The sequence below is a fragment of the Cupriavidus sp. 86D6 genome, assembly GCF_057815095.1.
The window spans coordinates 136,950-158,591 of record NZ_JBYPSB010000012.1 but is presented as its reverse complement, the minus strand read 5'-3'; the positions used below and the strand labels follow the sequence as shown (position 1 = coordinate 158,591).

Below are 21,642 nucleotides of genomic sequence, written 5' to 3'. Positions count from 1 at the left end.
AAATGTTTCATTTCCGCTTGACTCTCCCATGATGGGAAGGATCAAGCTGACGGCATATTGGAAAACAAACTCGGAGATCCCATGGGTACACCCCTGGCGTTCAAGCCCCTCAACGACAGAGTCTCAGCGCCGCAGGCTGATTCGGCTGCTGCTTCTGTGAAGTGGCCCAAGCGGGGCTTCTGGAAGAGCTTGCGCATGACGCTGCGCTTCATCAACCGCCCACCAGGCCCTACTGGCCGCTGGCCCGCACAGCCGCTACCGATCCATGCGCTGACCCGCGCGGAGATTCTTGCGGCGCCTGCGCGCACCTTGTTCCGCTTGGGGCATTCGACCATCCTGCTCAAGCTGCGCAGCGGCTTGTGGCTGACGGACCCGGTGTTTGTCGAGCGAGCGTCGTTCGTTCAGTGGGCAGGCCCCAGGCGCTTTCATGCCCCTCCGATTGGTTTGGACGCGCTCCCGGACATCGAGGGCGTCGTCCTGTCCCATGACCACTACGATCATCTGGACCGCAACAGCATCCTTGCCCTTGCGCCCAAGGTGCGGCACTTCCTGACGCCGCTGGGTGTTGGCGACCGGCTCATCAGCTGGGGCATTGACGCGCGCAAAGTGGTGCAGCTGGGCTGGTGGCAGTCGGCCACGGTCGGGGACACGGCGGGCGGGCTGCAATGCACGGCGACTCCGGCCCAGCATTTTTCCGGTCGAGGGCTGTTCGATGGCGACCGCACACTCTGGGCCTCCTGGGTGCTGGCCGATGGCGATGTCCGCATCTTCTTCAGCGGGGACTCGGGCTATTTCGACGGTTTCAAGACCATCGGCGAGCGCCTGGGACCGTTCGATCTAACGCTGATGGAGGCCGGGGCCTACGACGCCCACTGGCCCCACGTCCATATGTGGCCACCGCAGACGGTGCAGGCCCATATCGACCTGCGTGGCAAGCGCCTGCTGCCAATCCACAACGGAACGTTCGATCTGGGAGGCCATAGCTGGCAGGACCCTTTCGAGCAGATTTCCGCCATGGCGCAGACCCGCGGAATCGGAGTGCTGACCCCGCTCATCGGAGCGCCGATGGACATGCTTCATCCCGATCCCACACCGGCCTGGTGGCGTGATTCGCAGCCCCAAGCCTCTATGCAATTTCATAACAGAGTTCTCTCATGACCACCTCTCTCACTGCCACAGTTCCGATGGAGTTCAAGCTCCCCATCGAAGGAATGACCTGCGCGAGCTGCGTTTCGCGCGTCGAAAAAGCGCTGAACACGTTGCCCGGCGTGGAAAGTGCCACCGTGAACCTCGCCACCGAAGAAGCCACCGTTCGCGCCTCCGGCGTGGATGCAGCGGCACTGGCGGGCGCTGTCCGCAAGGCCGGCTACGAAGTTCGCGCCGACGAGATCCAGCTTCAGATCGAAGGCATGACCTGCGCGTCCTGCGTGTCGCGCGTCGAGAAAGCGCTGCTGCAGGTCCCCGGCGTGTCCGCCGCGTCGGTGAACCTCGCGACCGAGAAGGCCACCGTCACTGCGCTCTCCGGGGTGTCGTTCGCGACGCTGGCGGCCGCCATCGACAAGGCCGGCTATGTCGCCAAGCCGGTCGAGGGCGCTGCCACTCCCCAGACCGCCAAGCGCCTTCCCGAATGGTGGCCGGTTCTCGTGGGCGCGTTGCTGACGCTGCCGCTGGTGCTGCCCATGGCGCTGCAATTGTTCGGCCTGGACTGGATGCTCGATGGCTGGACCCAGATGGCGTTGGCCACGCCGGTACAGTTCTGGCTGGGCGCGCGCTTCTACCGTGCCGGCTGGAAGGCCGTGAAGGCCAGGACTGGCAACATGGATCTGCTGGTCGCGCTGGGCACGAGCGCGGCCTACGGGCTGTCGGTCTATCTGCAATGGAAGCATTCGGGCCACGGCATGCCCCACCTGTATTTCGAGGCCTCGGCCGCGGTCATCACGCTGGTGCTGCTCGGCAAATGGCTCGAAGCCCGCGCCAAGCGGCAGACCGCCGATGCCATCCGCGCGCTCAATGCCCTGCGGCCCACGGTTGCGCGGGTTCTGGTCGATGGGGTTGAAGTCTCTACGCCGGTGGAACAGGTGGCGGTGGGCGACGTCGTCGTCGTGCGCCCCGGTGAACGGATGCCGGTCGATGGCGAGGTGATCGACGGACGCAGCCACCTGAACGAATCGCTCATCACCGGCGAGAGCCTGCCGGTGCCCAAGGCGGTCGGCGACAAGGTGACCGGCGGCTCGGTCAACGAGGAAGGCGTGCTGCAAGTCCGCACGGCGGCCATCGGCGCTGAAACCACGCTGGCCCGGATCATCCGCATGGTGGAGTCGGCGCAGGCAGCCAAAGCGCCGATCCAGCGTGTTGTCGACCGGGTGAGTGCGGTCTTCGTGCCGGTCGTCCTCGGGGTGGCGTTGCTGACCTTCGTCGGCTGGCTCCTGTACAACGGCGGCGACGTGGAACAGGCATTGATCAGCGCGGTGGCGGTGCTCGTCATCGCCTGCCCTTGCGCACTCGGCCTGGCCACGCCCACGGCGATCATGGCCGGCACCGGTGTGGCTGCCCGTCAGGGCATTCTGATCAAGGATGCCGAGGCGCTGGAAGTGGCGCACTCGGTCACCACCGTGGCCTTCGACAAGACCGGCACGCTGACCGAAGGCAAGCCGTCGCTGGTTGCCATCGAAGCGATGGGAGACGTGCATCCCGATGAAGTGCTGCAGCTCGCCGCCGCGCTCCAGCAGACCAGCGACCACCCGCTCGCGCATGCGGTGATGGAGAAGGCCCGGGCGCAAGGCGTGGCGGTCGAGTCCGCACGAGAGGCGCAGGCCCTGCCCGGCCGGGGCGTGCAGGCCGTCGTGGGCGGCCAGCACATCCTGCTGGGCAGCACGCGGCTGATGAACGAGGAAGGCGCCAACCCGGGCGCGCTGCTGGCCGAGGCGCTGCGCCTCGAAGGCGAAGGGCGAACCATCTCTTGGCTGCTGGAGCGGGACGGCGACCTGGTCCGCGTGCTGGGGCTGCTGGCCTTTGGCGACACGATCAAGCCCTCGTCCTACGCTGCCGTGGCACGGCTGCGCGAGCTGGGCATCCGCACGGTGATGCTGACGGGCGACAACCAGGGCAGCGCGCGCGCCGTGGGCCGTGAACTGGGCATCGATGACGTCCGCGCGGAACTGCTGCCGGGCGACAAGGCGGGCATCGTGCAGGAGCTGCGCCAGCAGGGCCGCATCGTGGCGATGGTCGGTGACGGCTTGAACGACGCTCCGTCCCTTGTGGCGGCAAACGTCGGCCTGTCGATGTCGACCGGCACCGATGTGGCGATGGAAGCGGCAGGCATCACCCTCATGCGCGGCGATCCGCGTCTGGTGGCCGATTCGTTCGACGTCTCCCGTCGCACCTACTCGAAGATCAAGCAGGGGCTATTCTGGGCCTTCGCGTACAACGTGCTGGGTATTCCGCTGGCCGCGCTGGGTATGCTCAGCCCGGTGATTGCAGGCGCGGCCATGGCCTTCAGCAGCGTGAGTGTGGTCACCAATGCCCTGATGCTGCGGCGCTGGCGCGGTGCTGCGACCGGCACCAACGGCAGCGGCCAGAATCAAGAAGAAGGAGCCTGACGATGAACATCGGTGAAGCCTCTACCGCCTCGGGCGTCTCGGCGAAGATGATCCGGCACTACGAAGACATCGGTCTGCTGCCCCCGGCCAGCCGCACCGATGCCGGCTACCGCCAGTATGGCGACAAGGACGTCAGCAAGCTGCGCTTCATCCGCCATTCCCGCGACCTGGGTTTCTCGCTGGACCAGATCAGTGCCTTGCTCGATCTCTGGCAGAACCGCAAACGATCCAGCCGCCAGGTCAAGGACTGGCGGAATCGCACATCGCCGAGCTGGATCAGAAAGTGCGGGAGCTTCAGGAGATGAAGGCCATGCTCGAATACCTCGTGCGCTCGTGCCACGGCGACGACCGGCCGGACTGCCCGATCATCGAATCGCCGGCATCTGAAACCACCGGGAACCCCGAAAAAGGCGGCGGCGACCGTAGCCGCCGCGGCAAGCGCCACCAGCTTGTTCCTTAGATTTCCCGGGGTCTCGCACCCCCCAGGATCAGGTCGCCCGCGCCAAGCACTGGAGGCTTGGCGCCTGCCTTACCGTGTCAACCGCCTACCGCCCGGCGATTCCACGGCATGCGCATCAAGACCCGAGCCATGCCGCAGAAACCGGATACCCCGGCAAATATAAAGCCGGCTCCGACAAAGCCCGACAACACGTGGAACCACGGCGAGACCGTCGCGCCCAGGACTGCTCCCAGCACGATCAAGGTGCCCGCCGTGATCTGCACCTGCCGCTGCAACTCCATCGGCTGGGACGCATCTGCGACCACAGGGAGCCCGGCCTTCTTCCAGGCATCGAGCCCGCCTTCCAGCACATAGGCGTCGCAGGCCGCGCACGCGCTCAACGTCTGGGCGTTGACCTGCGTCCGATTGCCGGATCGGCAATGGAAGATCACGCCGCCGGCAGCGTCCAGGGGGGACGCGCCTTTCAGATGCTCCATGGGCACGTGGCGGGCGGCAGCAATGTGCTCGCGCGCATGCTCGTCCGCGCCGCGAATGTCGATCAGGACAGCCCCTTGGCTGAGAAGGTCGCGGGCTGCTTGGGGAGAAATGGGCTTCAAGGACATGGCAGATAACTCCGGGTGGTCAGGGACAGAAGATGGTCTTGAGCGTGGAGATGAGGGTGGCTACATCCGGGTTGTCGATCCGGTAGTACAGCGTCTGCGCCTCCCGGCGGAACGTGACCAGGCCTTCCTCGCGCATCTTGGCCAGATGCTGAGACAACGCGGATTGGCTCAGGGGTACGTGCTCATGCAGCGCGCCTACCGACATTTCGCCGTGCTCGATCAGCAGGCACAGCAACAGCAAGCGATGCTCATTGCCCACCGTTCGCAGCAGGACGGCCGCCTGAGCGGCCCCCTCCTGAAAGAACTGCTTGTCTCTCATCTTTGCAACCATGGACGCTTTATTTCGTATTTCGCTAAATTAGCACATTCTTATGTAATAGCAATACCCCTCCGTTCTCACCGGGCTTGCGGTGCCTTTTTCTTACGATGGTCGGCGGGCATGTGCCGCCGGAGGGTTACTTGCGGGACTTGGGCTTCCCGGCAAACAAGCGAGCAGTGCGTAGGGCCAGATAGCCGATGAACAGGTTGGCCGCGACAAACACCGGCAGCGCCAGGACTTGCGCCGCACCAACACCCGACTGTGCCAGGTGCAGGCCTGTGACCGTCGCTGCGGCTACGCCGAACGTGTAGGCCCAGTAAGTGGGAATGAAGGGCTGCGCCCCCAGCCAGGGGCCCAGGCGCAGGCCGAGCAGCAGCTGAAAGAGCCCATAGCCCCATAGCATGAGCAACCAGTGGTCCGTGCTTCCCGGAGACAATGCCAGCCACGCCATCGCGCAGACGACGGGCGGCGCGAACTGGATGCCGATCAGGGGGCGCTGAGGCGTGGGCACTGAGGACGAATGCCAAAGCCGATGGATGACCAGCGATTCGAGCGCCAGCCATGAGAACAGTCCCGCTCCCAGGAACAGCCATCCCCAATCCGGCTGACCTAGCGCCCCCAATGCTGCCGCACTGACGAAATTGCCGGCGACGGTCGGCAAATACAGGGTCGGCACCATGTCTACCGTGTTTCTCCCGCCTTGCCAGAGCAAGCCGGTGTGCCAAAGGCAGAAGCCCAGGTGCCACGCGATCCCCGCGATCGTCAGAAGCCATGCCAGGATGCTTGAGTACGGGAGGACCGCGATGGCGATAAGCAAAGTGGAAACCGCCAGCAAGGCAGGCGTGCCTCCTTGCACCGGGTGAAGGAACTCGGCTTTCACGACCTCGAAGCGCCTGATTGCCTGCCACAGATAGCCAATGATCAGGACGAACCAGACCAGACCCGCGATCGCAATGACCGTCTCACCCACAGCGCCCGGCAAACTCCATCGCTGCGCCGCGATACGCCAAGCCTGCCCGAGACCTGCCAGACCCAGGACGACCCCGAAGTACGACGCCGGGATTTGCGCCTGTCTTATACCCATATGCCGAATCACCGAAGGAATTCTTGCCCCCTGAAATGCCACACAAACCCGAAAGAGCATGCGGGCCGCCATGAACGGAGACAGCTGCCAACCGCGCGCGCTCCCTTCGACGTTCCTATTCAAGCTGGCGTTTATTGTTCGCCGACCTCCCTCGCTGGACAAACGAGATAAAGTTTCTCCCGCCAAAAGAAATCATTTCCCGGTAGCTTTGAACACTCGTGCGCAGCTGCTGATCCGCCGAGCTGCTGGTGCCGGCCGCCGGGAAAGCCGCCGAGGCAGCTTCTGCTTCAATCGGCCATCACCTCTCCCAGGCGCACCGGGCGCGCGGGAGCCCATTCGGGGTTGAACCGCATCGGCCCCGGCGGAAACAACAGCACCACGGTCGAGCCCAGCAGGAAGCGCCCCATCTCCTCGCCTTGCTTCAGGCTGATGCGACGGTCGGGATAGCTCCAGTGCCGCACGCTGCGGCCGTGGGGTGGCCTGACCACGCCGTGCCAGACCGTCACGATGCTGCCGACGATGGCGGCGCCCACCAGCACCATAGCGAAGGGGCCATGCGGCGAGTCGAAGTGGCACACCACACGCTCGTTGCGCGCGAACAGCGCGTCGACGCCGCGCGTCGTGGCCGGGTTGACCGAAAACAACTCGCCTGGCACGTAGCTCATCGAAAGCAGATGCCCGTCGCACGGCATATGGACGCGGTGATAGTCGCGCGGGCTGAGGTAGAGGGTCGCGAAAGCCCCACGCTCGAACCTGCGTGCCAGCACCTGATCGCCAGCCAGCAAGGCGCCGATGCTGAAGGATTTGCCCTTGGCCTGGAGTAGCTGGCCACGTTCGATGCGGCCGAACTGACTGATCGCTCCATCGACCGGGCAGATCAATTGCGCCGTCGCCACCGGACGCACGCCGGGCCGCAGCGCACGAGTGAAAAAGGCGTTGAAGGTCTCGTAGGCTCCAGGGTCACTCGACGCCGCGTCCGCCATATCGACGTCGTAGTGGGCGATGAAACGCCGAATCACCCATTGCGTCAGTGCGCCCGCGCGCTTGTGCGCGAGTACGCCGAGCATGCGGGTGATGAAGCGCTTGGGCAGAAGATGCTGCGCTCGGACGAACACACGTTCGGACAAGCGGGGCTTCATGCCGGTGTCTGGCGCATGCCCGGTCATATGGCCGCCACCTCCGTGAGCAGCCAGTCGCGGAAGGCCACCAGTCGCGGCAGGCTCGCGCACCCGGGCCGATAGACGATGTAGTAGGCCATCGCAGACATGACGCTGATCTCGGGGAACAGCCGGACCAGGCGCCCGCTCGCCACGTCGTCGCGCGCCATCACGCTGCGCGCGAGCGCGACGCCTTGCGCCTCGATCGCGGCCTGCAGAACCGCCGCGGAATTGTTGATCTTCATGGCGCGCCGTGTGGCGGCCCCCGTCACGCCGACTTTCTCCATCCAGGTCTCCCAGGTGGGGAAGCCCGCATGACCGTCCATCGACAGGTCGTGGATCAAGGTCTCCCGTAACAGATCGGCGGGCGCGCGCAAGTCCCGGTTCCGACGCAGCAACTCGGGCGAACATACGGGGTAGACCTCCTCGTCCATCAGCTTGTCGGCCACCAGGTCTGGCCACATCCCCAGGCCATAGCGCACGCCGATATCCACCCCTTGCGCGATGAAATCCACGGGCTTGAGGTTGGTATCCAAGCGCACATCGGTATCAGGCCATGCGCTATGAAAGCGCTCGATGCGCGGCAGCAGCCACTTGGCGGCGAAAGCCGGGCTCACCGCAACGGTCAGCACGCCGCTGGCCGACCCTTCCTTGAGCCGTTCCAGCCCGAGGCCCAACCGATCGAAGCCTGCTCGGATGTCGGGCAGGGCGCGCTGCGCCACTTCGGTGGCAACCAGCCTGGATCGTCCGCGGTTGCCGCGATGGAACAGCGGTGTGCCCAGCCATTCTTCGAGCGCGCGAACGAGTTGGCCGACGGCAGCAGGCGTCACGTTCAGTTCGGCCGCCGCAGCGGAAAAGCTCTGGTGGCGGGCAGTCTCCTCGAATGCTCGCAATGCGTTGAGGTGGGCAGGCGATTTCATTTCATTAAAGTTTTTCTTTTAGATATGAACACTTTAAATGATTTGTCGAGACAAGGAAACCAAGAAAAAATATCACTTATAGAACAGGCCAGACGCTGCCTAGCTCGCGATGGCCGTTGGGCACCGAAAAGACAACGTGGCAGTAGAAGTTTTTCTTCCCGTTTCAGCCCCATCTCCGAACCTGCCACCTCGGCGGGGCAACAGTCAAAGAGGTTTTCACATGAGTCATCAATTCGACGGAAAGAAGCTCCTGGTCGTCGGGGGCACCAGCGGCATGGGCATGCAGACGGCCCGGGTGGTGCTGGCCCAGGGCGGCAGCGTGGTGATCGTCGGCAATCGCCCGACGAAGACCGAGGAAGCGCGCGAGGAACTGTCGAGCCTCGGCCCGGTCGCCGCAGTGACGGCCGACCTCTCCAGCGACGCAGGGCTGGCCGCGCTGCTCAAGGCCATCGACGAACAACATGCGGACATCGACCTGCTGGTCAACGCCGCCGGTGTGTTCTTCCCCAAGCCCTTCCTGGAGCACTCCGACGCTGACTACGACCAGTACATGAAGTTGAACAAGGCCACCTTCTTCATCACGCAGAAGGTCGCCGCCAACCTCGTCGCCAAGGACCGTCCCGGCGCCATCGTCAACATCGGTTCGATGTGGGCGAAGCAGGCCATCGCGGCCACCCCCTCGTCGGCCTACTCGATGGCCAAAGCGGGTCTGCATTCGCTGACCCAGCACCTGGCGATGGAACTGGCACCCAAGCACATCCGCGTCAATGCGGTGTCGCCGGCGGTGGTGCAGACGCCCATCTACGAGGGGTTCATCCCGAAAGCCGAAGTGCATGACGCGCTGCAAGGCTTCAACAGCTTTCACCCGATCGGCCGCGTGGGCACCCCGCAGGACGTCGCCGAAGTGGTTGCCTTCCTGCTCTCGGACAAGGCGGGCTGGGTCACGGGCGCCATCTGGGACGTGGATGGCGGCGTGATGGCCGGCCGCAATTGATGCACGGCGGGCAAGCCCCTGGCGCTTGCCCCACCTGCGCTCGTTTCTGTCAACCAACCTAGCAAGGAGAAATGCACATGGTCTATTTGCAAATCACCCTCAAGATCGCCGAAGCCAACCGGGCTGCGGCGGCTGGCATCTACCAGAAGTACAAGGGGCCGTTCCTCGACACCGTTCCCGGTGCCGAGTCCAAGGAACTGCTGGTGCGCAACGAAGACGTGCAGGTACTGCATGGCTTCGATACCCAGGAGAACGCGAGCGCCTATCTGCAGAGTGCGCTGTTCACCGCGGACGTGGTCGGTGGCCTCAAACCGCTGCTCGATGCCGACCCCGACGTGCGCATCTACCAGATTGCTTAATGTCCCTCGTCGCCGGGTGCGCAAACAGCGCATCCGGCATTTTTCTGTCAAGGAAAGGTTGATCTCATGATGCAAGACTGGAATGCCTATCGCGGCATGCTGATGGAACGGGTGGGCGAATACGCCCAGCAGAGCCCGGCGGTGATGCAGGCGCTTGGCGCCCTCAGCGGAGTCGTCGAACAAGGCGGGCACCTGACGCCAAAGATCCACGAACTGATCGCGCTGGCCGTGGCGGTGACGACCCGTTGCGATGGCTGCATTGCGGTCCATACGCAGAAGGCAGTCGAGCACGGCGCGACCCTGGAGGAAATCTCCGAGGCTCTGGGCATCGCTATCGCACTGAATGCCGGCGCTGCACTGACCTACACGGCTCGCGTGCTCGACGCCCACGCGCAACTGCCCAAACAGTAAACCCATCGGCGAACGGAAGGCAGGCCCGCAGACCGGGCCTGTACGTCGTTCCCGCCGCGACAGGAGCCCTGCCCATGCGCATCAACGCAGATTTCTCGCGCCGAGCCATCGTGACGCCCGAGCAGTACCAATGGGTCGCCTCCCCCCAGGGAGGCGTCGAGCGCATGATGCTCGATCGCATCGGCGCGGAGAAAGCCCGGGCCACCAGTATCGTGCGCTACGCACCCGATTCGCGCTTCCCGCATCACCCTCATCCGGGCGGGGAGGAGATTCTGGTTCTGTCGGGGGTCTTTTCCGAAGACGACCGGCACTATCCGGCAGGCTGGTACTTGCGCAATCCACCCGGCTCCAGCCATGCCCCGTCCAGCCACGAGGGCGCAGACATCTTCGTCAAGCTCTGGCAGATGCAGCCTGGCGAGCAGCGCAACGTGCGCATCAACACGCACGACCCGGCCGCATGGCAGCGCCGGGATGGCCGCGAGGTCTGCCCGCTGTTCTCGGATGCTTTCGAGCGTGTCAGCGTGCAACGCCTGGCACCCCTTGAAGCGTTGCTGACCGACTCGGCCGATGGCATCGAGCTGCTGGTGCTGACCGGCGAAGTCATCACCGATGGCCAGTCTTGCGAGCGTGGAAGCTGGGTGCGTCTGCCTGTCGGTGAGCGCCCCGAGATCACCGCTGGCACGCACGGCGCCACCGTCTATCTCAAGACCGGACACTTGGCCGCTGCGGTGCAGGGGGTCTAACGGATGCAGCCCACACGCATTGCCATCATCGGCGGCGGCCTCAGCGGCCTTTATGCCGCCATACTGCTGGAGGCCCGCGGCATTCGGGACTATGTGGTGCTGGAGGCTCGCGAGACCTTCGGTGGCCGCATCGTTTCCTGGCCGGACGCATCTCGTCCCCACGAGGAAGCGATTGGGAAGCTGCCCATCGCCGGGCGCTTCGATATGGGGGCAACATGGTACTGGCCGGCCATGCACCCGGAGCTGCAACAGCTTGTGGCGCAGCTTGGCCTGGAGACCGTCGTGCAGCATGAAAACGGCGACATGTTGATCGAGCGCTCCAGGACACATGCACCGAGCCGCGTCGATGGGTTCGTCTCCGCGCCGCCCGCGCTGCGCCTGGCGGGCGGCATGGCCGCGTTGGTCGACGCCATCCGCGCCCGCCTGCCTGCTGACAGGCTCCTGGCCGGCCACCAGGTCACGCACCTTCAGCACCAGGGCGAACGGATCGAGGTCCAAACCCGGGATGCGTTGGGGCAAGTCGTTTCCCGCCATGTCGCCCATGTCCTGCTGGCGATACCGCCTCGGCTGGCGGCCAACACCATCGACTTCGCACCGACCCTGCCCGACGCGCTGCAACGGCAGTGGCAGGCATGCGGGACCTGGATGGCGCCGCATGCCAAGTACGTCGCCGTCTACGACACGCCGTTCTGGCGCGAGCAAGGGCTGTCCGGCGAGGCGCGCAGCGCCGTCGGGCCGATGGGCGAGATCCACGACGCCTCGGCCGAGGGTGGCGATGCCGCGCTGTTCGGGTTCCTGGGTGTGAGCGCGCAGATCAGGCAGCAAACGCCGGAGGCGGTCCTGCTTTCCCATTGCCGGGCCCAGTTTGTCCGGTTGTTTGGCGAGCAGGCGGCACGGCCCAAGGCAGAATTCCTGAAGGATTGGACCAGCGACCCGCGCACCGCGGTCGCCGCCGACGCGCACCCGGATGTCGACCACCCGACCCCGCCTCCCAGGACACCACACGATGGCACCTGGGAAGGCCGGCTCGTCGGCATTGCCAGTGAGTGGTCGCCGCATTTCCCCGGCTACGTGGCCGGGGCCGTCGAGGCGGCACGCCTCGGGGTCGAAGCGCTGTTGTCCCCCCACACGGCGGCGTCCATCCTGAATTGAGAAAGGAAGCATTGATGTTCGATTTCGACGAGGTCATCGACAGGCGCGGCACCAACTCCATGAAATGGGAGCATGGTCGCCAGTTCCTCACGCCCGAACAGCGGGCCGCCGACCCGCTACCGATGTGGGTGGCCGACATGGATTTCCGGGTGGCGCCGCCGATCCTCGATGCCCTGCGCGAGCAGGTGGAGATGGGGGTACTCGGTTACGGCGGTACGCCGGACAGCTACCGTGAAGCCGCCGTGGACTGGCAAATGCGCCGCTTCGGCTGGCAGGCCCGCCCGGAATGGCTGGTGCAGTCCCCGGGCGTCATCAGCGCGCTCAACATGGCGGTTCAGGCGTTCACACAGCCGGGCGACCACGTGCTGGTACAGACCCCCGTCTACTTCCACTTCCTGCACGATGTGGTCAACAACGGCCGTCGCTTGGCCCTGGCGCCGCTGACGCTGGAAGCTGGACGCTATCGCTACGATCCCGAGGTCTTCGAGGCCGCCATCCAGCCGAACACCCGGCTGTTCATTTTGTGCAACCCGCACAACCCGACCGGCAATGTCTGGACGCGCGAGGAACTGCTGTCGATGGCGGCGATCTGCGAGCGTCATGGCATCCTGATCGTCTCCGACGAAGTGCATCAGGACCTGGTGTTCGGCGAGGGCCGACGGCATGTACCGCTGGCGATGCTGGATGACGGGGTCGCGCTCAACACCATCGTCTGCACCGCGCCCAGCAAGACGTTCAACATCGCCGGCCTGTCCTGCGCCAACATCTTCATTCCCAACGCACGCCACCGGCAGCGTTTTTGGACGCAGTGCGAGCGCAACGGCGTGTTCCTCGTCAACACGATGGGCACGGCGGCCTGTGAGGCGGCGTACCGGCATGGCGAGCCGTGGGTCGACGCCATGCTCGACTACGTGCGCGGCAACCAGCGCTACTTTGCCGCGCAGGTCACCGCGCTGGGGCTGCCCCTGACCATCACGCCGACCGACGCGCTCTACCTGGCGTGGGTGGACTTCAGAGCACTCGGCATGCCACCGGTCGAACTGCATGACTTCCTGCTGCGGCGCGCCCGACTCTGGCTCGACCCCGGACACAAGTTCGGCGCACCCGGTGAAGGTTTCATGCGCATCAACCTGGCCTGCCCTCGCAGCGTGGTCGACGAGGCACTGCACCGCCTGGCCTCGGCCCTTTCCTGAAGCCGCCTGCCTATTTCAACGACAACAAAGTTTGGAGCAATGACCATGAAGACTACCTATCGTGCGATGCAAGTAACCCGGCCTGGCGTCCTTGAACTGGCGGAGCGCCCGACGCCTGCGCCCGGCGTCGGAGAGGTACTGATCGAGGTCGAAGCCTGCGGTATCTGCGGTGCCGATACCGGCGACATCGAACGCGCCGATCCCACGCTGCAACCGCCGCGCGTACCTGGTCATGAAGTGGTCGGGCGCATCGCGGCGCTCGGCGAGCACACCCCGTCCAACTGGAAAGTGGGGCAGCGCGTGGGCGTGGGCCGCTTGGGTGGTCATTGTGGCGAGTGCGTCCAGTGCCGCCAGGGCCGCTTCCAGCTCTGCCAGAACCAGCCCGTCCTCGGCGCCACCTGCGATGGCGGCTACGCCGAGATGATGCTGGCACGCGCCACGGGATTGGTTTCGATTCCAGACGAACTCGACGCCGATGAAGCCGCCCCGATCCTGTGCGCAGGCATCGCCACCTTCAACGCGCTCAAGAAATGCGGCGCAGAGGCTGGCGATACGGTGGCCATCCTGGGCATCGGCGGCCTGGGGCACATGGCGCTTCAGTACGCACGAAGGATGGGGTTCAAGGTCATCGCCATCGGACGAGGCCGCGACATCGCGGAAGACGCGCTGACGCTGGGGGCTCACCTCTACATCGACACCCGTGAGGAAGACGCGGCAGCCAGGCTCAAGAGCATGGGTGGCGCGCGCGCCATCGTCACGATGATCGACCACGCGGAGACGGTATCGGCGCTGCTGGCTGGCCTGGCGCCCGAAGGGCGGCTTGTCGTGCTCAACCCCGGCAAGGAGCCCCTGCTGGTGCCCGCCGGCCTGCTGGTCGGCGGGCAGCGCAGCATCCTGGGCTCGATCACCGGCACGCCTTACGACAACGAGAAGACCCTGAGTTTCAGCGTTCTGGCGGACGTGCGCCCCTGGATCGAAACCATGCCCCTGGAAGACGCCCAGGACGCCTACGTGCGGATGAAATCCGGCGACGTCAAGTTCCGCATGGTGCTGACCATGAATCAGTCCCACTGAGGCATGCGCCCAAAGTTTCAATTAATGCTTGCCAGATAGGCTCTGCGAGCCTTTTCCCGAACGATATCCACCGGAGGCTTCCATGTCTTTACGATCTCTCGCACCAAAACTCTTTGGCATCATCGCCGCCGTTTCCCTTTCAGCCTGCGCGGCACTTGGCACGCAGACCGAATCAGGGACAGTGGCGGCCCAAGGCGCTCATCCCGTCAGCTTCGAGCAAATCCGCAATGCGACCGTCAAGGTCAGCTATGGCGACACCACTTTCCTGATCGACCCGATGCTGGCGGAGAAGGAAACCTATCCCACCGCGCCGGGTGCCTTCAACGACCACCTGCGCAACCCGCGCGTCGATCTCCCCACCAGCATCGACAAGGTGATCGAAGCCGATGCGGTCATCGTCACCCACCTGCATTTCGACCATTGGGACGAAGCGGCAAAGAAGCACATCCCCAAGGACATACCCATCTTTGCGCAGAATCCCGAGGATGCCGAAAAAATCCGGGAGGCCGGATTCCGCGATGTCCGTGTATTCGGCGAGGGCACCGAGTTCAATGGCGTGCGCCTGACGAAAACCAGCGGCCAGCATGGCAGCGATGCCGCCATGGCCGTGCGCGGCCCACAGCTCGGCAAAGTGTCCGGCGTGGTGTTCCAGCGCCCTGGATTCAAAACGCTCTACCTCGCTGGCGATACGGTGTGGAACCGGCACGTTGAGACCGCACTGGCGACCTACAGGCCGGAAGTCATCGTCCTGAACACCGGCTACGTGCGCTTCAAGGGCCTGGACGGCGCCATCATCATGGGCAAGGAAGATCTCCTCAAAGCGAGCAGGGCCGCACCCACCGCCTACATCATTGCAAGCCATATGGATGCGCTGAGCCATGCCACCCAATCACGCAAGGAACTGGCCGAGTTCATCGCCGAGAAGCAACTCGACCCGAAGCGCGTGCTGATTCCCGAAGACGGGCAAAGCTATACGTTCTAGCCCCGCCCATCGGCATTCCCCAGGTTCATGAATGCCGCGACACGTTGCATGAACCATGCGAAACACCCCTTGTACAGCCGCTTGGCACAAGGCGGTGTTTCGCCACTTCTATTGACTGGATTCTTGATCTACCCCCGAGTCGCCCATGCCAAGTCCCCACGCCGTCGTATCGAACACCCCCACGCTTGAACTCTCCGAACGCGATCAACGCGGCAACATCATCCGGCTCACCGTGGCTCAGGCGTTGGCCGGAGCCAATTCGGTGGTGGTCTATGCCACGGGCGCGATCATTGGCCATATGCTGGCACCGAGCAAGGCGCTGGCTACGCTGCCGATTTCCATCTTCGTGGTCGGCATGGCCGCTTGCATCCTTCCGGCGGGAGCCATCGCCAGACGTCATGGCCGTCGTGCGGCTTTTCTTGCCGGCACAGGCGGAGGGGTGCTGACCGGGCTGCTGGCAGCGTTGGCAGTCATGCTGGGATCGTTCTGGCTGTTCTGCCTGGCCACCTTCTTTGGCGGCGCCTATGCGGCGGTGGTGTTGTCGTTCCGCTTCGCAGCAGCGGATGGTGTCGCCGCACCGCGGCGGGCACGGGCGTTGTCCTTCGTGATGGGAGGTGGCGTGGTGGCGGGGGTCGTGGGACCGCAGTTGGTCACCCACACCATGTACCTTTGGCCAGCGCATATGTTCGCAGCCACGTTCGTCGCCCAGGCGATCGTGGCGGCGCTATCGGCCATCGTCCTGTACGGCGTGCGCCTGCCCATGCCTTCCGCCGCGGAGGTCGCGGGAGGTCGGCCGCTGGGCACCATCGCGCGCCAACCGTTGTTCATCATCGCCGCCATTTGCGGCGCGGTTTCCTACATGCTGATGAACTTCCTGATGACGGCCGCGCCATTGGCGATGCAGATGTGCGGACACTCGCAGGAAAGCTCCAATCTGGGTCTGCAGTGGCACGTCATTGCCATGTATGCCCCTAGCTTTTTCACAGGGCGACTGATCACGCGCTTCGGCGCTGGTCGTGTCGTCGTTGCAGGCCTGCTGCTTACCGGGCTGTCCGCCGCCGTGGGGTTGCTGGGAGTCGATGTCGCCCATTTCTGGCTCACCCTGGTCCTACTGGGCATAGGCTGGAATTTTGGTTTCATCGGCGCCTCTGCTTTGGTGCTGGAATGCCATCGTCCTGAAGAAAAGACACGGGTGCAGTCTCTCAACGACTTCATCGTATTCGGCACCATGGCGGTGGGCTCTTTTGCCTCAGGCAGTCTTCTGGCGGCCTACGACTGGTACACCGTCTTGTGGGTGTCGTTCGTTCCGCTCGCGATAGCTCTGGTCGCTCTGTTTGCCGCGCCAAGCGGGAACAAGCACAACGCTGTTGGTCAAGGGTAGATGTGTGTGCGGCACCCTATGCAGACATGCACCCCGGCGACTGCCTTTGAATACCGAGTAAAGGCAGCGCTCTTTGATTTCAGGATACGAACTGAGGTTTTGCCATGCTAGGCCTAGACGCTCTGGAACTCGCGCGAATCCAATTCGCCTTCACCATTTCTTTCCACATCCTATTCCCGGCCATCACGATCGGCTTGGCCAGTTATCTCGCCGTTCTGGAAGGACTGTGGCTGAAGACGGGAACCCAGACCTATCGGGATCTCTATCACTTCTGGTCGAAGATATTCGCCGTCAACTTCGGCATGGGCGTTGTGTCTGGGCTGGTAATGGCCTATCAGTTCGGTACGAACTGGAGTGCCTTTTCGGATTTCGCAGGTTCCGTTACTGGCCCTCTGCTGGCATACGAGGTGCTGACCGCATTCTTCCTGGAAGCGGGCTTTCTGGGCGTCATGCTCTTCGGATGGAACCGCGTCGGACCCGGCTTGCATTTTTTCTCTACGATCATGGTGGCGATTGGCACACTGGTGTCGACCTTCTGGATTCTTTCCTCCAATAGCTGGATGCAGACCCCGCAGGGCTTCGAGCTGATGGATGGGCGTGTCATCCCAGTAGATTGGTTCGCGGTTGTATTCAACCCTTCGTTCCCGTACCGCTTGGCGCACATGTCGACGGCCGCATTCCTTGCCACGGCGTTCTTTGTCGGTGCGTCTGCGGCATGGCACCTGCTGCGCGGCAGCACGAACCCCGCCATCCGAAAGATGTTTTCCATGGCGCTGTGGATGGCTGTCTTCGTGGCGCCATTGCAGCTTCTGCTCGGCGACCTGCATGGACTCAACACACTGGAGCATCAACCCGCAAAGATTGCCGCCATCGAAGGGCACTGGTCCAATACCCCGGGGGAATCAACGCCACTGACGCTTTTTGGCTGGCCCGATATGCAGCGCGAGGAAACCCGCTTCAGTGTGAAAGTGCCATATCTCGGGAGCCTGATCCTTACCCATTCCTTGTCCAAACAGGTTCCGGCGCTCAAGGAGTTCAAGCCAGAGGATCGTCCAAACTCCACGATCGTATTCTGGTCGTTCCGAATCATGGTGGCCTTGGGCTTATTGATGATACTTGCAGGTCTTTGGAGTGTCTTTTTGCGCTGGAATAAAAAGCTGTATGAATCGCGAGCGTTCCTGCGTTTCTGCCTGTGGATGGGGCCGTCCGGGCTGATCGCGATTCTCGCGGGCTGGATCACAACCGAGGTCGGGCGCCAACCTTGGGTAGTCTACGGATTGATGCGGACCGCGGATGGCGTTTCCGCGCACAGCGCCAACCAGTTGGGATTGTCTCTGGCCTTGTTCGTGATCGTCTACTTTGCTGTGTTCGGAGCCGGCACAGGCTACGTTCTGCGCTTGGTACGCAAGGGGCCGGCGATGGGCGAAGGCGCGGGAGCGGAGCACGGGGGCCCCGGCACGTCACGCACGCCCGCACGACCGCTATCTGCTGCGGAAAACGGCCTGGAAGGCGATCCGATGAATGCCGAACACAACGGGAGGGCATGAAGATGGTGGGCGTCGATCTGTCGATCATATGGGCTGTGATCATCGTCTTTGGGGTGATGATGTACGTCGTCATGGATGGCTTTGATCTCGGCATTGGCATCCTCTTTCCATTCGTCCGGGACAAGGCCGAACGGGACGCGATGATGAACAGCGTCGCTCCGGTCTGGGATGGCAACGAAACCTGGCTGGTGCTGGGGGGCGCGGGTCTTTATGCAGCGTTCCCGCTGGCGTATTCGGTGATTCTCAGCGCCTTTTATCTTCCCTTGATGTTCATGCTGCTGGGACTTGTCTTTAGAGGCGTGGCTTTCGAGTTCCGCTTCAAGGCCAAGGACCACAAGCGCCATATTTGGGATAAAGCCTTCATTGGAGGATCTCTCATCGCCACCTTTTTTCAGGGCGTGACGCTAGGCGCATTTATCAATGGCGTTCCGGTTCAGAATCGCGCATTTGCCGGCGACTCGCTCGCCTGGCTTTCGCCGTTCCCCCTGTTTACCGGGGTGGCGCTGATCGCGGCATATGCTTTGCTTGGCTGCACATGGCTCATTCTGAAAACAGAGGGGCCTCTGCAACAAAAAATGCACCGGATTGCTCGACCGTTGGCCGTCCTGCTTCTGGCGGCGATCGGTATCGTGAGTCTGTGGACGCCACTTGCCGAGCCAAGCATCGCCGATCGATGGTTCAGCCTGCCCAACTTCTTTTGGTTCCTCCCCGTTCCGATCCTGGTGTTGACCGCCTTTTACTTTCTGCTTCGCTCGGCGTCGAGAGGTGATCACGCAAAGCCCTTCCTGCTGACCTTGGCCATGATCTTCCTGGGATTCACTGGCCTGATCATCAGCTTGTGGCCCAACATCGTTCCGGGGTCGCTCACCCTCTGGCAAGCCGCCGCTCCACCTCAAAGCCAGGGTTTCACGCTCGTGGGCGCGCTTTTCATCATTCCGATCATTCTGGTCTACACGGCGTGGAGCTACTACGTCTTCAGAGGCAAGGTAAAGCTGGGACAGGGGTATCACTGATGCCCAGATCCGAGGGAAAAAGACCCTTATGGCAGCGCGTGCTGTGGCTGATTGCCATCTGGTCGGCAAGCGTGCTGAGCCTGGGTGTTTTGTCCTACCTTCTGCGACAGGTTATGCAGGCCGTCGGTTTAAGCACGCCATAGCGGTAGAGAGCCGGCATTGGAGCGCAATGCTTCAGACTATGCCGGGCCACTCCAAAACGTCGCTCTGCCGATGGACAGTTGGCCGCCACGGCGCGGCGCGGAAGGCGGCGCGCTGAGCTGGACTACGGTGCCGCATCAACGGCGGTTTGTAGCGGCAAGCCTGCCGCCCGCCATTCCGGCACGCCGCCGGCCAGCGCTGTGGCCTGCACACCGAGGGTTTGCAGGATGGTGACGGCCTGCATCGACAACACGCAATAGGGGCCGCGGCAGTAGGCCACCACCTCTGTTCCTCGGGACAGTTCTCCGACGCGATCCGCCAGTTGCTCCAGCGGAATGTTGATCGCACCTGGCAGATGGGCCTGTGCGAACTCGCCACCGTCGCGGATATCCAGCAGCACGACCGCTCCTTCTTCCAGACGGTCAAGCAGGCTGTCAATGGAGACGGACTCCATCTCCTGCGGCCGCTGCCGACTGTCCGTAATGGCTTCGCGGATGCGGGCGTGCTGGAACGCCACATAGTCGTGCAATGCCGAGACGACGGCGGCCAGTGGCCCTGGCCCCAGGCGATACAGCATGTGCTTGCCATCCCGCCGGGTCTGGACACAGCCAGCACGCTTCAGGTGCTGGAGGTGCTGCGAAGCGTTCGCCACCGATATCCCGGTCAGCTCGGCCAGTTTCTCGACCGACCGCTCACCACGCACGATCTGCTCCAGCAGCGCCAGGCGATGCGGATGCCCCAAGGTCTTGGCGACCTCGGCCAATGGGTCGAGACGGCTGACGCCGTCGGGATGCAAATGCGGGTTCATTGACATCACCATACCATCACACTATCATTCAAGCAATTGATTGAATGATAGTGTGATGTGCTTATTTCCTTGTTCTTGGCCACCGAATCGGCTGGCACAAGGCCCCTTGGATCAGCCGTTCTGGAGTTTTGAATATGGGCACAGTGCTTACGCCTGCCACATGGGATTCGCTATGGACCTGCTTCGTGCTCGCCCTGGCGACCAGCAGCATTTCGGTTTCCATCACCCAGGGCGAGTTGTTCGCCCCCTTGCGCAACTGGGCGCAAAAAGTCGGCCATATGACCGGCCACTTGTTCCAGTGCTTCTTCTGCATCAGCCACTGGGTTGTGTTCCTGGGCATTGCCATCTTCCGCCCCACCATCACCAGCAGTGGCTTGGTGCTGGTGGATTGGATCGTCGCTGCGTTCTTCAGCCTGACGCTGTCCACGTTGGTCAGCGGGCTGATGTTCAAGGTGCTGCTCACCGGGATGGCCAAGAAGGTACGCGACAAGGAACTCAAGGAGATGTTTGCGCCCAAGTAACCGACCGCCGTAGCCGCATCCCGCGCCAGCAATTCAGGAGTTGGTTTCATGCTTCAGACATCCCCCAATGATGATTCGGCCAGCAGATATCTCCCCGGCTTCCAGTTGCAATGGCGCGGCCCGTGCCCGCAACCCGCCGGTTACGTCCATCCCTGCCGCGTCACCGCGGTTCTCTTCCAAGTGTCCCGCGCCGGCCGTGCCGGTGATTCTTTCGCAACTCAGGAGCCCCAACCCATGCTTCAAGAACTGACAAACGAGAATTTCGATACCGCGCTCGGTCAATCGCCCGGTCTATACGCGGTCCGCTTTTGGGCGGAATGGTGTGGTCCCTGCAGGGTGATGTCCCCGGTCTTCAAGGACGTGGCGCAGGACATGCAAGGCACCGCGCAGTTCGGTGAAGTCGATATCGATGGTTCGCCGGAATTGGCGGGCCGGTACGGCGTGCAGAGCATCCCGACCGTGTTGCTGTTCAAGGATGGGCAGGTGGTTGACCGGCTGACCGGCGCTGCCCCGAAGCCCAACGTCATCCGCTTCATCAACAACCATCTTCGTTGACCGTCGTGGCCCGGCCGCTCGCATCACCGCCCGGGCCGCCATACGCATGTAGATCCCGAGCACTCCCAAGAGAGAAGCACCAATGCCCCATGTCAGAGTGAAACCGTGGCAAGACGGCGATGAAGCCCCAGCCGAGCTTCTGCAAAGCATGCGGGCGCGTCGCCCGAATGGCGAGCTGATCGGCATTGACCGCGTACTGCTCAAAAGCTTCCCGCTCGCAATGGGCTGGAACGGCTTGCTCGGTCGCGTGCGAGCGGAGTTTGAGCTCCCGCTCGAATACCGTGAACTCATCATGTGTCGCGTGGCGGTGCTCAACCGAGCCGAATTCGAGTGGAATGTTCACCAGCCCGCCTACCTGCAAGCCGGAGGCACGCAGCAGAAATGCGATGTCCTGCGTGCCGATGGTATTTCCTCGCTATTCGATAACAAGGAGCGAGCGCTGCTCGAACTGACGGACCAATCCACCCGCAATGTCGAAGTGGATGAAGTTGTCATCGAGAAGCTCAAGGAACTCTTTGGGGAGCAGCAGACTGTCGAAGCCGTTGCGACGGTCGCTGCATACAACATGGTGTCCCGCTTTCTGGTCGCTCTCGCAATCTGAGTGCTTCGGTCAGCCACTTATATGGA

23 protein-coding genes and 1 pseudogene are annotated in these 21,642 nt (G+C 63.2%); 18 read left to right on the top strand and 6 right to left on the bottom strand.

Annotated features, from left to right (window positions below):
- The first annotated feature begins 81 nt into the window (after window positions 1–81).
- The 3 genes and pseudogenes from AC3G88_RS22665 (at window position 82) to cueR (ending at window position 4,059) form a co-directional block, all read left to right on the top strand.
- Window positions 82–1,158: an MBL fold metallo-hydrolase gene (locus AC3G88_RS22665; RefSeq protein WP_023082265.1), complete on the top strand. Its 1,077-nt coding sequence runs from the start codon at window positions 82–84 to the stop codon at window positions 1,156–1,158.
- On the top strand, window positions 1,155–3,599 hold the full coding sequence (locus AC3G88_RS22660; protein ID WP_023082264.1) for a heavy metal translocating P-type ATPase: 2,445 nt from the start codon (window positions 1,155–1,157) through the stop codon (window positions 3,597–3,599). The genes AC3G88_RS22665 and AC3G88_RS22660 overlap by 4 nt, the downstream gene beginning before the upstream one ends.
- Before the next feature lie 2 nt (window positions 3,600–3,601).
- Window positions 3,602–4,059, top strand: a pseudogene (gene cueR / locus AC3G88_RS22655) (Cu(I)-responsive transcriptional regulator).
- Between the two features lie 77 nt (window positions 4,060–4,136).
- On the opposite strand, the gene AC3G88_RS22650 reads toward cueR, so the two are convergent.
- From AC3G88_RS22650 to gcvA, 5 genes are all read right to left on the bottom strand, one after another.
- The gene (locus tag AC3G88_RS22650) at window positions 4,137–4,661 is read right to left on the bottom strand and encodes a rhodanese family protein (RefSeq protein WP_023082261.1); all 525 of its coding nucleotides are present in this window, start codon (window positions 4,659–4,661) and stop codon (window positions 4,137–4,139) included.
- Between the two features lie 19 nt (window positions 4,662–4,680).
- Complete coding sequence (locus AC3G88_RS22645) at window positions 4,681–4,980, bottom strand: ArsR/SmtB family transcription factor (RefSeq protein ID WP_228381273.1); 300 nt, start codon at window positions 4,978–4,980, stop codon at window positions 4,681–4,683.
- Window positions 4,981–5,116: 136 nt separating this feature from the next.
- Window positions 5,117–6,136, bottom strand: coding sequence for a dicarboxylate transporter/tellurite-resistance protein TehA (tehA, locus tag AC3G88_RS22640; RefSeq protein WP_228381272.1), 1,020 nt, complete (start codon window positions 6,134–6,136; stop codon window positions 5,117–5,119).
- Window positions 6,137–6,351: 215 nt separating this feature from the next.
- The gene (gene asd, locus AC3G88_RS22635) at window positions 6,352–7,191 is read right to left on the bottom strand and encodes an archaetidylserine decarboxylase (protein ID WP_031668801.1); all 840 of its coding nucleotides are present in this window, start codon (window positions 7,189–7,191) and stop codon (window positions 6,352–6,354) included.
- A gap of 35 nt (window positions 7,192–7,226) precedes the next feature.
- Window positions 7,227–8,141: a transcriptional regulator GcvA gene (gcvA, locus tag AC3G88_RS22630; protein WP_023082257.1), complete on the bottom strand. Its 915-nt coding sequence runs from the start codon at window positions 8,139–8,141 to the stop codon at window positions 7,227–7,229.
- A gap of 220 nt (window positions 8,142–8,361) precedes the next feature.
- Here gcvA and AC3G88_RS22625 point away from each other — a divergent pair, with 220 nt between their 5' ends.
- The 12 genes from AC3G88_RS22625 to AC3G88_RS22570 all read left to right on the top strand — a co-directional run bounded on the left by AC3G88_RS22625 (window position 8,362) and on the right by AC3G88_RS22570 (window position 19,133).
- Window positions 8,362–9,135, top strand: coding sequence for an SDR family NAD(P)-dependent oxidoreductase (locus AC3G88_RS22625; protein WP_023082256.1), 774 nt, complete (start codon window positions 8,362–8,364; stop codon window positions 9,133–9,135).
- 77 nt (window positions 9,136–9,212) lie between these two features.
- Window positions 9,213–9,494, top strand: coding sequence for a hypothetical protein (locus tag AC3G88_RS22620; RefSeq protein ID WP_023082255.1), 282 nt, complete (start codon window positions 9,213–9,215; stop codon window positions 9,492–9,494).
- A 66-nt stretch (window positions 9,495–9,560) separates the two neighbouring features.
- Window positions 9,561–9,905 carry a carboxymuconolactone decarboxylase family protein gene (locus AC3G88_RS22615; RefSeq protein ID WP_023082254.1) on the top strand — a complete coding sequence of 115 codons (345 nt, stop codon included), beginning with the start codon at window positions 9,561–9,563 and terminating at the stop codon, window positions 9,903–9,905.
- 74 nt (window positions 9,906–9,979) lie between these two features.
- Window positions 9,980–10,648 (top strand): cupin domain-containing protein, encoded by a 669-nt coding sequence (locus tag AC3G88_RS22610; protein WP_023082253.1) that lies wholly within the window; start codon window positions 9,980–9,982, stop codon window positions 10,646–10,648.
- Between the two features lie 3 nt (window positions 10,649–10,651).
- Window positions 10,652–11,800, top strand: coding sequence for a flavin monoamine oxidase family protein (locus AC3G88_RS22605; RefSeq protein WP_023082252.1), 1,149 nt, complete (start codon window positions 10,652–10,654; stop codon window positions 11,798–11,800).
- Window positions 11,801–11,814: 14 nt separating this feature from the next.
- Complete coding sequence (locus AC3G88_RS22600; protein WP_023082251.1) at window positions 11,815–12,993, top strand: MalY/PatB family protein; 1,179 nt, start codon at window positions 11,815–11,817, stop codon at window positions 12,991–12,993.
- Window positions 12,994–13,038: 45 nt separating this feature from the next.
- Complete coding sequence (locus tag AC3G88_RS22595) at window positions 13,039–14,067, top strand: alcohol dehydrogenase (protein WP_023082250.1); 1,029 nt, start codon at window positions 13,039–13,041, stop codon at window positions 14,065–14,067.
- Between the two features lie 82 nt (window positions 14,068–14,149).
- Window positions 14,150–15,049, top strand: coding sequence for an MBL fold metallo-hydrolase (locus AC3G88_RS22590; RefSeq protein WP_023082249.1), 900 nt, complete (start codon window positions 14,150–14,152; stop codon window positions 15,047–15,049).
- A 145-nt stretch (window positions 15,050–15,194) separates the two neighbouring features.
- A complete protein-coding gene (locus tag AC3G88_RS22585; RefSeq protein WP_023082248.1) occupies window positions 15,195–16,430 on the top strand; it encodes an MFS transporter in 1,236 nt (411 codons plus the stop codon).
- 104 nt (window positions 16,431–16,534) lie between these two features.
- On the top strand, window positions 16,535–17,977 hold the full coding sequence (locus AC3G88_RS22580) for a cytochrome ubiquinol oxidase subunit I (RefSeq protein WP_023082247.1): 1,443 nt from the start codon (window positions 16,535–16,537) through the stop codon (window positions 17,975–17,977).
- Between the two features lie 5 nt (window positions 17,978–17,982).
- Complete coding sequence (cydB, locus tag AC3G88_RS22575; protein WP_031668800.1) at window positions 17,983–18,990, top strand: cytochrome d ubiquinol oxidase subunit II; 1,008 nt, start codon at window positions 17,983–17,985, stop codon at window positions 18,988–18,990.
- Entirely contained in the window at window positions 18,990–19,133 is a 144-nt protein-coding gene (locus AC3G88_RS22570; RefSeq protein ID WP_079279707.1) for a DUF2474 domain-containing protein, read from the top strand. Before cydB ends, AC3G88_RS22570 begins: the two co-directional genes overlap by 1 nt.
- A gap of 122 nt (window positions 19,134–19,255) precedes the next feature.
- On the opposite strand, the gene AC3G88_RS22565 is transcribed toward AC3G88_RS22570, so the two are convergent.
- Window positions 19,256–19,939 (bottom strand): ArsR/SmtB family transcription factor, encoded by a 684-nt coding sequence (locus AC3G88_RS22565; protein WP_031668799.1) that lies wholly within the window; start codon window positions 19,937–19,939, stop codon window positions 19,256–19,258.
- 185 nt (window positions 19,940–20,124) lie between these two features.
- Between AC3G88_RS22565 and AC3G88_RS22560 the strand changes: the two genes are divergently transcribed.
- From AC3G88_RS22560 to AC3G88_RS22550, 3 genes are all read left to right on the top strand, one after another.
- The gene (locus AC3G88_RS22560) at window positions 20,125–20,460 is read left to right on the top strand and encodes a DUF1360 domain-containing protein (RefSeq protein ID WP_228381271.1); all 336 of its coding nucleotides are present in this window, start codon (window positions 20,125–20,127) and stop codon (window positions 20,458–20,460) included.
- A 48-nt stretch (window positions 20,461–20,508) separates the two neighbouring features.
- Window positions 20,509–21,015, top strand: coding sequence for a thioredoxin (gene trxA, locus AC3G88_RS22555; RefSeq protein ID WP_454008137.1), 507 nt, complete (start codon window positions 20,509–20,511; stop codon window positions 21,013–21,015).
- 82 nt (window positions 21,016–21,097) lie between these two features.
- A complete protein-coding gene (locus tag AC3G88_RS22550; RefSeq protein WP_023082242.1) occupies window positions 21,098–21,616 on the top strand; it encodes a carboxymuconolactone decarboxylase family protein in 519 nt (172 codons plus the stop codon).
- Window positions 21,617–21,642 lie beyond the last annotated feature (26 nt).